At 64.2% G+C, this 14,825-nt stretch carries 16 protein-coding genes, 1 tRNA gene and 1 pseudogene; 6 read left to right on the top strand and 12 right to left on the bottom strand.

All coding sequences use genetic code 11. The annotated features are described in order from the left end of the window. The first annotated feature begins 102 nt into the window (after nt 1-102). From gloB to AB7I51_RS07905, 3 genes are all read left to right on the top strand, one after another. Nucleotides 103-879, top strand: coding sequence for a hydroxyacylglutathione hydrolase (gene gloB, locus AB7I51_RS07915; RefSeq protein WP_428403781.1), 777 nt, complete (start codon nt 103-105; stop codon nt 877-879). After that, a complete protein-coding gene (locus tag AB7I51_RS07910; RefSeq protein ID WP_428403780.1) occupies nt 876-1,331 on the top strand; it encodes a cupin domain-containing protein in 456 nt (151 codons plus the stop codon). The genes gloB and AB7I51_RS07910 overlap by 4 nt, the downstream gene beginning before the upstream one ends. A gap of 87 nt (nt 1,332-1,418) precedes the next feature. After that, on the top strand, nt 1,419-2,264 hold the full coding sequence (locus AB7I51_RS07905) for a DUF5765 domain-containing protein (RefSeq protein ID WP_428403779.1): 846 nt from the start codon (nt 1,419-1,421) through the stop codon (nt 2,262-2,264). On the opposite strand, the gene AB7I51_RS07900 is transcribed toward AB7I51_RS07905, so the two are convergent. The 4 genes from AB7I51_RS07900 to AB7I51_RS07885 form a co-directional block, all read right to left on the bottom strand. After that, nucleotides 2,265-3,263, bottom strand: coding sequence for a biotin-dependent carboxyltransferase family protein (locus tag AB7I51_RS07900; RefSeq protein ID WP_428403778.1), 999 nt, complete (start codon nt 3,261-3,263; stop codon nt 2,265-2,267). It abuts the gene before it with no gap. After that, nucleotides 3,260-3,997 carry a 5-oxoprolinase subunit B family protein gene (locus AB7I51_RS07895; protein ID WP_428403777.1) on the bottom strand — a complete coding sequence of 246 codons (738 nt, stop codon included), beginning with the start codon at nt 3,995-3,997 and terminating at the stop codon, nt 3,260-3,262. Before AB7I51_RS07895 ends, AB7I51_RS07900 begins: the two co-directional genes overlap by 4 nt. Before the next feature lie 5 nt (nt 3,998-4,002). Beyond that, nucleotides 4,003-4,779: a LamB/YcsF family protein gene (locus AB7I51_RS07890; protein WP_428403776.1), complete on the bottom strand. Its 777-nt coding sequence runs from the start codon at nt 4,777-4,779 to the stop codon at nt 4,003-4,005. Between the two features lie 489 nt (nt 4,780-5,268). Continuing rightward, on the bottom strand, nt 5,269-7,512 hold the full coding sequence (locus tag AB7I51_RS07885; protein ID WP_428403775.1) for an ATP-binding protein: 2,244 nt from the start codon (nt 7,510-7,512) through the stop codon (nt 5,269-5,271). Nucleotides 7,513-7,942: 430 nt separating this feature from the next. Between AB7I51_RS07885 and AB7I51_RS07880 the strand changes: the two genes are divergently transcribed. Together AB7I51_RS07880 and AB7I51_RS07875 are read left to right on the top strand one after the other, a co-directional pair. Then, the gene (locus tag AB7I51_RS07880) at nt 7,943-8,299 is read left to right on the top strand and encodes a phasin family protein (RefSeq protein ID WP_428403774.1); all 357 of its coding nucleotides are present in this window, start codon (nt 7,943-7,945) and stop codon (nt 8,297-8,299) included. 14 nt (nt 8,300-8,313) lie between these two features. Continuing rightward, complete coding sequence (locus AB7I51_RS07875; protein WP_428403773.1) at nt 8,314-8,775, top strand: phasin family protein; 462 nt, start codon at nt 8,314-8,316, stop codon at nt 8,773-8,775. Between the two features lie 57 nt (nt 8,776-8,832). On the opposite strand, the gene AB7I51_RS07870 is transcribed toward AB7I51_RS07875, so the two are convergent. From AB7I51_RS07870 to AB7I51_RS07855, 4 genes are read right to left on the bottom strand one after another with little or no spacing between them, the layout of a single operon-like run. Further along, the gene (locus AB7I51_RS07870; RefSeq protein WP_428403772.1) at nt 8,833-9,675 is read right to left on the bottom strand and encodes a shikimate dehydrogenase; all 843 of its coding nucleotides are present in this window, start codon (nt 9,673-9,675) and stop codon (nt 8,833-8,835) included. A gap of 15 nt (nt 9,676-9,690) precedes the next feature. Then, on the bottom strand, nt 9,691-9,990 hold the full coding sequence (locus AB7I51_RS07865; RefSeq protein WP_428403771.1) for an acylphosphatase: 300 nt from the start codon (nt 9,988-9,990) through the stop codon (nt 9,691-9,693). Continuing rightward, nucleotides 9,987-10,844, bottom strand: a complete 858-nt coding sequence (gene panC, locus AB7I51_RS07860) for a pantoate--beta-alanine ligase (RefSeq protein ID WP_428403770.1) — start codon at nt 10,842-10,844, stop codon at nt 9,987-9,989. Before panC ends, AB7I51_RS07865 begins: the two co-directional genes overlap by 4 nt. Beyond that, on the bottom strand, nt 10,841-11,293 hold the full coding sequence (locus AB7I51_RS07855) for a gamma-glutamylcyclotransferase family protein (RefSeq protein WP_428403769.1): 453 nt from the start codon (nt 11,291-11,293) through the stop codon (nt 10,841-10,843). Before AB7I51_RS07855 ends, panC begins: the two co-directional genes overlap by 4 nt. Before the next feature lie 46 nt (nt 11,294-11,339). Here AB7I51_RS07855 and AB7I51_RS07850 point away from each other — a divergent pair. After that, nucleotides 11,340-11,429 (top strand) — tRNA-Ser (locus tag AB7I51_RS07850). 435 nt (nt 11,430-11,864) lie between these two features. Here AB7I51_RS07850 and AB7I51_RS07845 read toward each other — a convergent pair. The 4 genes and pseudogenes from AB7I51_RS07845 to AB7I51_RS07830 form a co-directional block, all read right to left on the bottom strand. Continuing rightward, the gene (locus tag AB7I51_RS07845; RefSeq protein WP_428403768.1) at nt 11,865-12,083 is read right to left on the bottom strand and encodes a hypothetical protein; all 219 of its coding nucleotides are present in this window, start codon (nt 12,081-12,083) and stop codon (nt 11,865-11,867) included. A 307-nt stretch (nt 12,084-12,390) separates the two neighbouring features. Continuing rightward, nucleotides 12,391-12,636, bottom strand: a pseudogene (locus AB7I51_RS07840) (transposase); the annotation flags it as partial. Nucleotides 12,637-13,653: 1,017 nt separating this feature from the next. After that, entirely contained in the window at nt 13,654-13,875 is a 222-nt protein-coding gene (locus tag AB7I51_RS07835) for a hypothetical protein (protein ID WP_428403767.1), read from the bottom strand. Nucleotides 13,876-14,237: 362 nt separating this feature from the next. Continuing rightward, complete coding sequence (locus AB7I51_RS07830; RefSeq protein WP_428403766.1) at nt 14,238-14,528, bottom strand: hypothetical protein; 291 nt, start codon at nt 14,526-14,528, stop codon at nt 14,238-14,240. Nucleotides 14,529-14,825 lie beyond the last annotated feature (297 nt).

Below are 14,825 nucleotides of genomic sequence, written 5' to 3'. Positions count from 1 at the left end.
CAATCGATCGGTGGCGCAAGGCGCGACCCCCGTTCCGGCGCGGCTGTCGGTTTTTTGGCGAGGTGCGCTATGATAGACGAACGCCGAAGGAGACGCCGCGCCATGGCATTGGAAGTCGCGCAGTTCATCTGCCTCAATGATAATTTCGGCCTGCTCGTCCATGAGCCGGAGCTCGGCGCGACCGCGAGCGTCGACGCGCCCGACGGCGAAGCGATCGCCAATGAGGCCGAGCGGCGCGGCTGGCCGCTGACGCATCTGCTGCTAACCCATCATCACGCCGATCATGTGCAGGGAACGCAGACGCTCAAGGCGCGCTTTGCGCATATGAAGGTCATTGGCGCCGCCAAGGACGCGTACCGCCTGCCGCCGCTCGACCGCGCAGTTTCGGAAGGCGACATTGTCGACGTCGGCGAAGCGCGCGCGCGCGTCATCGAAACGCCCGGCCACACGCTCGGACACATCGCCTATTACTTCGTCGAGGATGAGATTGTGTTTGTCGGCGACACGCTATTTTCGCTCGGTTGCGGCCGCGTTTTCGAAGGCACCATGGAGAGGATGCGTCTCACGCTCGAAACGCTTGCCGATCTACCTGGGGAAACGCTGGTCTATTGCGGCCATGAATATACCCAGGCCAACGCCAAATTCGCGCTTACCGTCGACCCCGATAATCCGGCGCTGCGCGCGCGGGCGCAAACGGTCGCCGATTTGCGTCAGCGCGGAACCTTCACCCTGCCGACGACGATCGCGCTCGAAAACGCCACCAATCCCTTCCTGCGGGTCGAAGATCCGAGCGTAACGGCCGCGATGGGCATGCCGGGCGCGGACGCTTCAGCCGTTTTCGCGGCGATGCGCGAGCGCAAGAACAATTTCGCCGCATGATGGGCGCGCTTTCGACTGAGGAGATTGTGCGGCTGCTCGATCTCGCGCCCCATCCCGAGGGCGGCTTCTATCGCCAGACATTTCGCGATTCCTTATCGGTCGGCGGCGGCCGCGCCGCCTCGACGGCGATCTATTATCTGCTTCCCGGCGGCGGCGTTTCTCACTGGCACCGCGTCGACGCAGCCGAAGTCTGGCACTATTACGCCGGGGCGCCGCTGGAGCTGAAGATCGCGAAGCAGGGCGCGCCAGTTGAAATCCTGCGGCTTGGCTTCGATCTCGCCGCCGGCGAGCGACCGCAAGGCGTGGTCCCCGCAGGCGTATGGCAGTCGGCGCAAAGCCTCGGCCAGGGCCCAAATGAATGGACGCTCGTCGGCTGCACGGTGGCGCCGGGCTTCGAATTCGCCGGTTTCGAACTGGCGCCGGCGGATTTCCTGCCCGACGGTCCAGCTTGAACGCAAAGGCGTTTGGCCCCTCGGGGCTTTGACCGGCCCGACGGATGGTGTATCGGGTCGCAGACAAGAAAAAGAGGAAATGCCTGGATGTGCTGGAGTGGAGAGGCGTCAACGGTGTTGGCGGCGACGGGGATCGCCGGCGCGGCCTATTCGGCGCTCAAGAAGGATCCTGAACCGCTCGCGCTGTGGGTTTGCCTTCTCTATTTCGCCAGCATGGAGTCGCTTCAGGCGGTCGCCTATTCCGTCTTGAACCAATGCGACTCGCCGCTAAACCAATTGATGACCATGTTTGGTTATCTCCACATAACTTTCCAGCCGTTCTTTATTAACGCGGTGGCGCTTTATTTCATGCCCAAGGACAGCGCCAGGATCATCGCGCCCTGGGCCTATTTCGGCTGTTTCGTCGCGGCCATCGCCATGCTGCTCCAGCTCTATCCTTTCGCCTGGGCGGGTCACTGCGCCCTGGGAAGGCCGCTGTGCGGCGACGTGCTCTGCACGGTGCGCGGCGAATGGCACATCGCCTGGCTGCTGCCGACCAACGGCATTGGCAATTTCATGGCCGATAACGCCTATCTCGGGCGCGGCTACATCGAATATCCGCTGATGGCCTTTTACATTCCGTCGCTTTACGGCAGCTGGCGCTTCATCCTGTTCTCCTGGGTCGCCGGTCCGTTCCTGGCGAGCCTTACCACCGGCAATATCAATGAATGGCCGGCGGTCTGGTGCCTGTTCTCGATCGGCCTGGTGCTCGCCATCATCAAGACGCCGCTACGTTATCACCTGCATGTCGGCGATCCGTGGTGGATGATGCTTTATAAGTGGTGGAAGCGGCGGAGAGCGGCGGCGAAGGTCGCTGCCGCCGCCGCTTCGGCGCCGGCGCGGACGGCGGAGCCCGTGACCCTCATCGCTGAGATTAAAGAGCCAGCGGAATAGTCAGTCTCGCGCATCGACGACGCCGCCGACGAGATTTTCGGCCAACAGCGACTCGGCGCTGAGTTCGGCGCGAAGCGGCTCGCGCGTTGCGCCGGCTTCAATCGCGGCGAAATAATCGCGGCGGGCGGCGACCGCCTCGTCCCAATTAACGGCGCGAAACGACAGATTTTCGCCAGGACGCAACTGCGCCAGCCGGCCCAGGTCTGCGCCAATAACGGTCGCGATTTTCGGATAACCGCCGGTCGGCTGGCGGTCGGCCAGGAGCGCGAGCGGCGCGCCGTCGCCGGGTATCTGGATCGCTCCCATCGCGACGCCGTCGGAGACGATATCATGTCCGCGCGCATGGCGGATCGTCGGCCCTTCCAGCCGATAGGCCATGCGATCGCTGCGCGCGCCGATGCGCCACCGCGCGTTCAGGAAGGCCTCGATCTGGCCTTGAGCGAAGTAATCCGCCTGTGGCCCAAGGAGCAGGCGGATCGGCGCATTGCTCGGAGCGAGCCAAGGCGCCGTCAGGGCCAGCGGCTCGAGAGGCGGCGCCGCCGTGTCCGCGAGCGGCAGCGCGTCGCCGGCGGCGAGCGGCTTAGGGCCGAGCCCTGAGCGGGCATGCGTCGCGCGCGAGCCGAGAACGGGCGCAACGTCGAGCCTTCCGCCGATGGCGACATAGCACCAGGCCCCCGAGGCGCCGGCGCGCAGCGTGAGCCGCGACTCTGGAGCAAGCGGCAGCATGCAGGCCGAAGGCATCGGCCGCCCGTCCAGCCGGATGTCGAAATCGCCCCCAGCGACCGCGACGCAAAGCGTTGCGCCTTCCGCCTGAAAAGCCGCCCCGCCAAACGAAACTTCAATCGCGCTGTCAGCGCCGGCCGTCCGCGTTGCGGCGAGATAAGCGCCAAAATCCATAGGCCCGGCTGGAGTCACGCCGTAACGCGACAGACCGAAGCGGCCCTCGTCTTGAATCGTGACGCCAGGTCCGGCGGCGTCGACAAGGAGCCGCGCGTTCATCGCAGCGCCTCCCGGCGCGCCACCGTCTCGCCCGCCGCGGCGCGCGCGTCGAGCGCCAGGAATGTCTCGGCGTCGATCGGCTCGAAACGCACCGCGTCGCCCGGCGCGGCGAGAAAAGGCGGATCGCGCCGTTGCGCGAACATGCGCTCGGGCGTTCGCCCGATGACATACCAGCCCGTCGGCATGGGATTAGCGGCAATGAGGGCGAGCGCGCCGCCAATGAGAACGGCCCCTTGCGGCGTGGGGCCGCGCGGGCTGGCGCGCCTGGGAATGGCGAGGGCTTGCGGCAATCCGCCGAGATAGCACCAGCCGGGCGCGAATCCATACATGTAGACGCGATAATCCGCGCCGGCGTGCGATTGCGCCAGCGACGGCGCGGCGCGCCCGAGCTGCGCGGCCGCCTCATCAATATCCTCTGCGAAGGCGGGGTCATAGCAGCAGGGAATCGTCCAGCGCGCGGCGGGATGTGAGAGTTTCGCCTCAATCTCAGTAGAGCCGAGTAGAGCTTCGATCGCCGCAATCAGCGCGTCTCGCGAAATTTCGAGCGGTTCGTAGCGTAGCAGCAGCGCGCGATAGGTCGGCGTCGTCTCGCGTAAGCCTCGCGGCGGCGCCGCGCGCAGACGTTCGTCAAGCGTTAACACGCGCGCATTGATCGCGGGATCGACGCTCTCGCCGAACTCGACCGACATCGCCGCCTCGCCGCAATTCAGAAAGCGCGGCGTTTTCTCCTCCATTGCGGTCAGGCTCCTGCGAAGGCGCGCAGCCCCCAGCCGTCACGCTCCAGCGATACGCGTAAACGCCGCGCCATTTCGACGGCAAGCGGCGTGTCGCCGTGAACGCAGATCGAATCGATCGGCGTCGGCAACAGCTTGCCGCTGATGGTCCTCAAACCGCCATTGGCGAGCATGTCGACCACGCGGGCGCAAGCGCGTTCAATATCCTCGATGACCGCGCCTTCTTGCGATCGCGGCTGAAGGCGCCCGTCGTCCAGATAGGCGCGGTCGGCGAAGATTTCATTGACGACGCGCAGCCCTGTGCGCGCGCCAGCGCGCGTCTGCTCGGAGAGCGCGATCGCGAGCAGCGCGAGCGACGGGTCGACGCCGCGAACCGCATGCGCGATCGCATTTGCGACATCGGCGTCACGCTCGGCGATATTGGCGAGCGCGCCATGCGCCTTGACATGAGTAATCCGATGTCCGCTCAATCCCGCGAGCGCCTGCGCCGCGCCGAGTTGATAGGCGACGGCGCGTTCGATCTCCCGCGCGTTCATCGGCAGTGCGCGCCGGCCAAACCCCGCAAGATCGGGAAAGGCGACATGCGCGCCCACGGCGACTCCCTTTTCCTTGGCGCGCGCGAAGGTCGTCGCCATGATGTCGGGGTCACCGGCGTGGAAGCCGCAGGCCACATTGGCGCTCGTGACGATGTCGAGCATGGCGTCGTCGTCGCCCATGCGCCAATGGCCGAAGCCCTCGCCGAGGTCGGCGTTAAGATCGATGGTGTAGGGGGCAGGGGCCATGAGGATGCAAGTCGCCTATCGCTGCGAACCGCGAGATTGGCGCAACCGCGCCATGCCGGCAATGCGCGGAGCGTGAAGCAGCCGGCGCGGCCCAGAGGGGAGCAAACGCGGACAAATAGAGCATAGCGGCGCTTGACAAAGAGTGTCCCCTTTGGTGAAGCTGTATCGCGGCGAAGCCGGAAAAAAGAGCCACTGGCTGGCGCAATGTGGGAGGAAAATATGCAGTATCTGATCCCGGGACTTATGCTCGCTATCGTCATCGGCGGCGCGATCGTCGCCATGCGGATGAAGTAAGTTTAAGAAATCACGACGTTTCACGTCTTGTACGGTCCGTTGGCGGGAGCGGTCCCGCGTAAGCGCGGGCGCTATTGCGCCAGCGGACTGAGCTGACCAGCTTCAGTTCCTTTATGCAATCTCTGCTCATCTCGCTCCAGCCGGGGCGACAATCATTCCAGCTTCGTCAGCGCCGTCGGCCTATTCGGCCGCGAATTACTGCGGCGCGAAGGCGATTTCGATCAGCGTTCCTTCGTTACGACTGCTCGTGACGCTGAAGGAGGCATGATTCGCCTCGATCAGAGCCTTGGTCAGCGGAAGTCCAAGCCCCGTGCCGCTCGTTTTGCGGGAAGTGTCCACCTGCCGAAATGGTTCGAGCGCAGTTGCGACATCCTCATCCGACATGCCGATCCCGGTGTCCTTGACGCGAATGACGACAGAACCGGCGTCAGTGAGCGCGCTTGATACGATCACCTGCCCGCCGGGCTCGTTAAACTTCACCGCATTTGACAGAAGATTGAGAAGGATCTGCTTCAAGGAACGCGGATCGGCCCGCAGCGGCGGCAGGCTTGGCGCGAGCGCGAGGCGCAGGACGACGCGCGCCTGATTAGCCTGCGCCTGCATGATCGACGCGCATTCCGAGATCACCGCATTGGCGTCCACCCGCGCGAAAGAAAGCTCCATCTTGCCCGCTTCGATCTTGGAGAGATCGAGAAGATCGTTGACGAGCGACAGGACATGGGCGCCCGAGACGTGCATGTCGTTCAAATATTCTTTGTAGCGGGGAGAGCCGATCGGCCCCAGACGCTCTTCCATCATCACTTCGGCGAAGCCGATGATGGCGTTGAGCGGCGTGCGAATCTCATGCGACACACGGGCGAGAAAATCGGTTTTCGCCGCATTGGCGGCTTCGGCGGCGAGCCGCGCCGCTTCAACTGCGCGCTCGTTTAAAGAGGCGCTGTCGTGCGACTCGATGGAAACGAGGATGAGCGGCTTTTCCTCGATTGGAAGGAGGCGCAGCGCGAGGTCAGACGGAGCGCCGCCGCCCGGCGGCGCCCGCAACAATGACAGTCGCGCGCTCCTCTCTTCAGCCAGGGCGAGCGACAGGCGCTGAGCCAGATTTTGCGCGTCGGCGGGGCTGAGAAGAGAGGCAAGGCTGCGGTTCCCGCCTTCGCGGACATCGGCCCCGAAACAGGCGGCGAACCGCGCATTCGTCCTCACGAGCATTCCCTCAGCGTTTATGATCGCAAGCGGCATAGGCGACAAATCGAAAGCCGCGCCAAGCAACGCGTTTCCCGATTTTTGCCGCGTGAGCTTCTCTTCGAGCGCCCGGGCCAGCGCCAGTGCGCTCTGCTCCGGACCCGGCAGGAAAAATTCGCGATAACGCAGCGGCGCGGTCGGCTGTTGCGGCTCCGGCGCCTTGGGCTCCGATTGTTGGGCGGCGGTCGCATCCGCTGCAGCGATGGCGCCTTCCTTGAGCGTCCGTGCGATTTCGTCAAAAGCCAGACGTTCGCTCGAACTGAGCGCCTCCAGCGAGCCCGAAGGGGCAGGCGCAGAAGCGGGCGGGTGCAGCGTCACGACATTGTCGGCCGACGGGTTGGCGGAGCGCCCTTCGGACCCCGAACCGAAAGTCGTCTCCGGCCGCGGCGCGGCGGCGCGCGCGCGGTCGATATGCAGGACGCCATAGCCCTGGTAGCCGAGAAACCGACCCGCGCGATCGGTCGACTGCAGGGCGCCGAGCGTCGTCGGCACATGTCCGCTGTCGTCTTCCAGCGGCCATTCGACCTCGACGCCGCTCCAGGCGCGCTGCGAGGCGACGGCGCGCGCGAATGCCGGATCGAGCGCAAGCGCCTTCGATGCGTCCTGCGCCGAGCGGCCGAGAATGTCGGCGGCGGCGTCGCCGACGACGTCCGCCAGCGCGTGGGTCACGTCGATGAAGCGGCCCTGCGCGTCGGTTTTCCACAAAAATCGCGGCGAACGCGCGCCATGGCGCGCCGCCAGCCGGCGACGAAGAGCCGCCGTCTCCTCGCTGGCCTCATCGGCGCGACGCTGATCTTCCGCGGGCGAGTCCGCGCGAAGGCCAAGCGCCGCGACGACGAAAAAGACGCCGCCGCCGGTCTCGAGACTGCGGCAAAGAAAGGTGATTGTTTTCGCCGCGCCGGCGAAGCGAAAGCGCAGTCGCTCAAGGCGCAGGCAGCGGTCGCTACGCGAGGCGCTGACCAGCTCGGCCAGTCGGCGCGCGCCCGGTTCGTCGTCGCGAAACAGGCGTTCGCCAAGCGCCTCTGCGTCGTCGCCAAACATGGCGCGCGCCGAATCGTTGAGAAAATCGATGCGCAAAGGATCGCTGCTGGCGACGACGATCGGCGCGCCGGAGGCTTCAAGAGCGGAAAAAACAGGATCGGCCGCGACGCCGGCTGCCGCCCGCGCGCCGTGTTCGACCTCCTCTCGCGAACCGACCATTTGCCCTATCGCCGTCGACCGACGGTCTCGCTCGCCGTGCGCCCGTCAGGGCGTCTCCCGGCGTGACGTCAGAACACGCTGCATTCGGACAAAATCGTCCAAACGCAGAAATATTCTTAAGATCATAAGCTTAGAGCGCGATTTTCGCAAAAGGCCGAGTTCTGCTTTTTCGTGAGCGCGCTCATGCAATGCAATCAAATTAATGACGGTCGCGCGCAAGGTCCATGACCGCCGTCAGCATTCCAATAGAATTCTAAATATCCGGAAGGCCCATTGCCTTGCTGCTGCGCCGCACAAAATTGTTGCATTGCAGCATAAAATAGTGCAGGATGCTCGAACTCGCCGGATCGCTGTCGGCCGACCGCAATGGGCGGATGATAGGATAGTTTGACGCGGCGATTGTTTCATTTTCACGGCACGGAGGTGCGCCATGGTCGAATCGATCTACCAAATTCCCACCGAGGTCCGCGATTTCGCGGAAAAGAGCGTCGAACAGGCGCGCAAGGCCTTTGAGGGGTTCGCTGGCGCCGCGCAGAAGGCGCTCGATTCTTCGGCGGACATGCCGTTCGGCCTGCCGGCCGCCAAGGACGTGAGCGCCAAGGCGCTGTCCTTCGCCGAAGCGAACGTCAACGCGGCTTTCGATCTGGCCCAAAAGCTCGTCCACGCCAAGGATCCGCAGGAAGTGTTCAAGCTTCAGTCGGAATTCGTGCAGGCGCAGCTCAAAGCGATCCAGGAACAGACTCAGGAGCTTGGCGCGACTTTTCAGCGCACGACGACGAAGTCCTAATGGGGAGAAGTTGAATGGCCAATCCGCAGAGCAGTTCCCCCAAGTCGAAACATTCCGAAACAAAACGTTCGGTTCCCAGCGTTACGGAGACCGAAGCCGCGCCGACCGCCAGCGAAGCAATCAGCGCCGAGCCGGCGCAGGTCGTCGTTGAAGCGCCGACGCCGACGGTCGAGAAGGCTCCGTCGACCGCCCTTGCGATTGCGGTCGAGATAAAGTCGGCGGAGACCGAGGCGTTCGATCCGACGGCGTGGTCGCAGAAGACCATCGACCTCTGGGCCGAGAACGCCACCGCGGTCCTCGACTTCGCCGAGCAGCTCGCCAACGCCAAATCGATCGACGAGGTGTCGAATCTTCATTCGCGTTTCGTGAACGAGCGATTCGACACGCTGCTGCGTCATTCGAACGAGTTGATCACGCTCGCGCAACGATTGTTCGGCCTCTCCCTCACGCCCCTCTACGGCACGCGCGCGGCGTAAGCGTCAGTCGAATAATGGGATGAATGGCGTCGCGGCGAGACTGCGACGCTCTTTCATTTACAGCGTCGCGACAATTGTCGCGCGCAGCGCCGGCGTCACTTCCGGCATGACGCCGGTCCAGTCGCGAAAAGCTGGGCGCGCCTGATGCAGCAGCATGCCGAGCCCGTCGACCGGCGTTGCGCCATGTCGGCGGGCGGCGGCCAATAAAGGCGTCTCCAGAGGCGCATAGACGATATCGGCGACAAGCGCCGATCTCGGCAATTCTGCTAGCGACAGATCGAGCGGCGGTTGGCCGACCATTCCCTGGCTTGTCGCATTGACGACAAGTCCCGCTCCGGCGAGTCCCGGTTCTCGCTCATCCCAGGCAAAGGCCGACACGCCCGGCCCAAAATCGGCGGCGAGAGTTTCGGCCCGCGCCAAAGTGCGATTGATGAGTCGAATCTCGCTCGCACCCGCTTCCAGCAGCCCATCGACGATCGCGCGCGCGCCGCCGCCGGCGCCGATGATAACGCAGGGCGCGCTTTCGGCGCGCCAGTTTGGCGCGGCCTCGCGCAGCGAGGCGACAAAGCCATAGCCGTCATAGTTGCGGCCGGTAAGTTCGCCCTTCTTTTCGACGACGACGCAATTGACGGCGCCAATTCGCGCCGCGGACTCGTCGACGCGATCGAGAAACTGTAGCGCCGTCTCCTTGTGCGGAATGGTGAGATTGCAGCCGGCGAAACCAAGCGCAGGCATGGCCCGTAGCGCCGCTTCGAGTCGGCCGGGCTCGACCGGCAACGGCGCGTAGCAGCCCTCGATCCCATAATGCGCGAACCAATAATTGTGGATTTTCGGCGAGCGCGAATGCGCAATCGGCCAGCCCATGACTCCGGCGAGGACAAAACGGCGGCTGTTCGTCACGTGATCGTCTCCGGATCAGGCGTCGGGCGCGACGGAAAAGCCGGCGCCGCAAAACTCGACGAGCGCGGTTTCATCCGCCGGCTCTTCGCGCAGCCCGTCGACTCGCGCCAGCCTCGGACCCCGCCGCGCCGCGATGATGAGCGCGTCAAGCGCCGTACGCGGCCCGGCGGCGACCGCCTCGACCGCGCCGTCGCGCCGGTTGCGCGCCCAGCCGGTGAGGTCGAGCGCAAGCGCCTCGCGGACCAGAAAGGCGCGATAGCCGACGCCCTGCACGCGGCCTTCGATGATGAGGCGGATGATCTTAAGATCGCTCATGATTGAACCGCGATATTGTCGATCAGCCGCGTCGCGCCGAGCTTCGCCGCCGCGAGCAGCCGAATCGGCCCCTCATCAAGAGCGGAGACCGGCGCCAGGGTCTCGGCGTGACGCGCTTCGAGATAGTCGACGTCAAAGCCGACTTCGGCAAGTCTCGCGCACCGGTCGCGCGTCGCGGCGTCGATATCCTCGCCGTTGAGGATGCGGCGCGCGGCTTCGCTCAGCGCGCCGTGAAGTTCTCTAGCGCGCGCGCGTTCCTCGCCCGCGAGATAAACATTGCGAGAGGACATGGCGAGACCGTCGGCTTCGCGCAGAGTCGGCGCGCCGAGAATTTCGGTCGCGATGTCGAGATCGCGCGCAAGGCGCTTGATCACCAAGAGTTGCTGATAATCTTTCTCGCCGAAGACGGCCACATCGGCCTGCGCCTGATTGAGCAGTTTGGTCACGACCGTCGCAACGCCGGAAAAATGCGTCGGCCGGAATCTGTCTTCAAGATCGGCCAACGCAGGCCCCTCCATAACGACCTTGGTCGAAAAGCCCGCCGGGTAGATTTCCTCGACCGGCGGCGCGAAGACGAGATCGGCGGCGACGCGCGAAAGCTTCTCGAGATCGGCGGCGAGCGTGCGCGGATAGCGCGAGAAATCCTCATTGAGGCCGAACTGCGCCGGATTGACGAAAATCGTCACAACGACGCGGTCGGCCACGCGCCGCGCCGCTTCGACGAGCGACAGATGGCCGGCGTGGAGCGCTCCCATCGTCGGCACGAGCCCGATGCGCTCGCCGGCGGCGCGGCGCGTGCTGACGTAGCGGCGAAGGTCGTCGATCGCGCCGACGACGGCGACTTTAGCAGTCATGTACGGCGCCCTGACTGGCGATCGGAGGTTAGACTTGAGAGATAGTCGATATAGGCGCCGGGCAGCGCTTGCGCGCGCGCCGCGGCGACGACCGCACCGAAATAGTCCCGCGACGCCGCGCCAAAATCGGCGCGCGCGCCGACATAGGTCAGCGCCCGGACCGAGCCGACAGGCTCGCGCAGAATCGGAAGATTTTTCTTGGCGTAGAGTCCGTGCGCCACGTCTTCATAGCGATCGAGCGCAGCGACGTCGCCGACCGCGACGTCCCACAATACGCCATGCACGCACATGCGGCGGTCCGGCGCGACGCTGACAAAGCCCGAAAGCATCAGGATCGTCCGATAGCCCGCAAGCCGCCCCCGCCCGACGAGCCGCGAGCGCGGACAGCGCGCCGCCATGGCGGCGGCGTCCATATTGGAGCCATAGGCGAAATAGAGCGGCACGCGCAAATCCCGGTCGCGAAGAAGGCGACGCGTGCTATATCACGTCCGGCGCGGAAGGGTGGCCGAGCGGTTTAAGGCACCGGTCTTGAAAACCGGCGTGGGGGCGACTCCACCGTGGGTTCGAATCCCACCCCTTCCGCCATTTCGCTTTCGTAATAAGGCGTTTTATTCTGGATCGACGCATTCGCACTCAAGCGTGATGCATTTTTGCTCCGGCGCGACGACGCAAAATCGCTCCGGCGTTGACCGGGCCGGATTAAAAAGTGATTTTGGTGCAACGCCAAGCTGCTTTACATTCCTACGTTTTGCGGCGTTAAGAAAGGAGCGCCTGACGCTGCAGGATCATGCGACGCTCAATTTCTTAAGAAAATGCTATCGCCGCCGTCTTCCCGGCGCTGCCTTCCGGGCTAAAGAGCCGCGCCCATCCATGGGCTTTGCCACATCCGCAGGCGTGGCAGGTCGCGACCGGCATGCTCGCCATTTGAACGAGCATCCGGCGCTCCGGAGCCGTCAGACGTTCAGTGACGGACGTGACGACGCCTGTTTGTGCAATTCCCGTTTTCGCGACGCGCGACGCCTACCAGCGGCGATACACGCGAACGCGCGGCCCGTAGACGCGATAGCGGGGGGCATAGACGACGGGACGACGCCTCACCACGACAGCGCCGCGCGGACCGACGCAGCCGGCGCGATATACGCCGCGTGCGCAAACGGCCGCGTTGGCGTCTTTCGGCTCCAAGGTCCATGCGGCGGCGAATGTCGCTAAACCAAGAAAAGCGAGGATGAGCGATTTCAATTGCGACTCCCTTTCGATTGACGTGGCGTTTGATCTTAGTCTCGATTCCCCTTCCACCCACGCGCCAAACTGTGGTCCATGTGGAAAAGTTCTATTCCGGGATTCGCTGGATTGACCCCGGTTCGAATGCCAACATCGGCATATTTGGAGCCTTTGGCGAGGCCGCGCGGTCACGGAGACCGCCGGAGCGCGAGTTTGCGGACCCAACGGCCGGGGTCGCCCTTGCGACAAGAGAAATCGCCGAATTGCTTGTCATCTGGACGCGCTTCTCCCGTGGTTTTGCTCGAACTCATGATACGCAAACGCTTTACGCCATGGACGCCAAGGGCGGCGGTAGAAGCTCCGCGATCATCCGCAAAATGTCGGAGAACAGGTCACGTGGAATCGCTAACTCCGCCATCTGGAATGCGACATAGCGGGCGCGAGCGACGACCCTCGCGCCGATCTTGATCAGCTTTTTGTTGAGCGTCGTCAGGGTCCAGTCTTTGATCGGCGCCGGCGTCGCCAGCGTGCGCAGGAAGTCGCTGAGGTTGTAGGCGAGCGCATGAAGCCTACGGCACGATCATTGCGGGGCGGGAGTCCGCAAATAGATGCGAGGCGGGCAGGGACACAATCATGCTGCGTATTGTTTCCACAGCGAAAGCCATTGCAGTGTCGGCAACGGTTCGGACCCTCGCCACAATGCCGGCGCGAATAGTCCGGCGGGTCATGGCGGCTCCGACGGCATTCATCGACGCCATAGAGCGCTTTGCGACGAAATATTAGGCGGACGCTTTCGATCGCAAACGCAAAGCCACGCCGCGCATGGATCCGGCGTCGGACCGCTGCGGCATTACAGCATAGCGGCATTTAATCAACTTTTAGCCTAATTGATCAACTCTCCTTCATTCGGTCTGCACCGGAGAGGAACTCTAATGAAAATCTTTGCTCGCGTCGCGCTTGCCGCGGCCACCGCCGTTTCCCTTGCCGGTTGCTACACACCTCAGGACCGAGCGCTTGGCGGCGCTGCTATTGGCGGTCTTGGCGGGGCGGGGATAGGAGCGCTGGCGTCTGGCGGCAGAGCGGGCGGAACTCTCGCCGGCGCCGCAATTGGCGCTGCAAGTGGCGCTGCGGTGGGCGCGTTGACGGCGCCAACCCCGGGAGCGCCTCCGCCGCCGCCCCCTCCGCCGGCATGCGCCCAGTGGGGTTATGACTACTACGGCAATAGCATGTGCGTGGCTTACTACTAAGGCCGAACAACCCGGCAAAACAAAAGCGCCCCGCCGATACATCCACGGTCGGGGCTTTTCTCTGTCAAGGCGCGTGAACTGCGCGTCTCCCGGCGCGCTGCGCGAATGCGCCAGTGCGGAAGGTGAAGTTGACGGCTCTGACGGCGGTTCGCGTCGCCGCTTTCGGACGGGCAATCGACATGCGTCGCCGTTTCCGGGCTGCGCCTGCGCCATCGATTGCGCCGGGCGTGGCTCAGCTCTGTTTTCGCTCCAGCGCCAGTAGCTGATTCGACTTGCGGCAAAGCTCGCCCCAGAGGGCGCGCTGGACTCGCCAAAGCCCACGCGCGGCTTCAGCGCGGCGCTTATGCGGAAAGAATCGCGCTCAAGCGGGAGAAGGCCTTCGAGCTGTAGTTGCCGTAGGGGAGGCTTTCGAAAAAGGCTTCCGTCGCCTGCGGATTCCGGCCCCAGGCGATCAGCAGGCCGGCGACGGCCAAAAGCAGAACGGAGAGCAACGCGGAAAAGAGGCCGGCGAGAACCCCAACCGCCAGAACGATTCCAATCTTGGTGACGTTGTTGATCGCCATCGCTGATTCTCCTGATCGCGCCTCGAACTGCACTCGTTTAGAGCAATATCGTTAATCAACAGTTATCGTCCGCCGCACCGCTTGACGCGCCGTCAACTTCCGCTTGCGCGGGCTTAAGTCTTCAGCCCGAGTAATAGCCGACGATCGCCGCGCCGATGAAAAAGCCGAGCGCCCCCAAAATCACCAGTTTCGTCAACCCTGCCGGCATATTCTCTCTCCGATCGGCGCCGCTGGCTTCAAACTAGTGATCCGGCTTCCAAGTTCAAGAAGCGTCCCGCGCGACGCGATACAGACGGCGATTGGCGCACGCGCAAAAAAACCGCAGGCGACAGGCCTGCGGTCTTAAAAATATTGGCGCGCGCTCAGTAGTTATAGAAGGCGACGCAGACGCGATTGCCATTATAGTCCCAACCCCATTTCGCGCAACGCCGCGGCGGAGCGGTCGCCGCGCCGACGACGGCACCCGACGCCGCGCCGATCGCCGCGCCTGCAAGCGTGCCGCCCGCGCGTCCTCCGGAGGCCAGCGCGCCAATGCCGGCGCCGCCAAGTCCGCCGATCACGGCGCCGCCTGCTGCGCGTTCGCCGGGAGAGTAGCACGCCGCGAGCGGCGCGGCCGCGATAAGGGCGGTCGTCAGCAGCAGTACTTTCTTCATGCATTTCTCCTTGCAAGGGCGACCCTGGATCGCTCCATTGAGGCGAGGCGGCGCCTGATGCTGAAATACGCGCCGCGAATTCTGTGTGACGCAGCGGCCCGCAGCCGCTTGGGTAAGCCGCGAGCCGCATCGGCGTCGCGCCGACCTTAATGAATGCCCGCCGCAATGGCTGTCGCAAAAATACAACATCGGGCGACGTTCGCGCGTTCGTGGCGCGCAAAAAGGCTAAAATTCGACCGGTTTTCGCCATAAGCGGCGCGCGGCGCTTTTGGGATCCCCTTGGGATCGAACCGCAAA

The organism is Methylocystis sp., from assembly GCF_050246715.1.
Taxonomy (GTDB): Bacteria; Pseudomonadota; Alphaproteobacteria; order Rhizobiales; family Beijerinckiaceae; genus Methylocystis.
The sequence above is the reverse complement of the archived record's forward strand: the minus strand, read 5'-3'. Positions and strand labels throughout refer to the sequence as shown.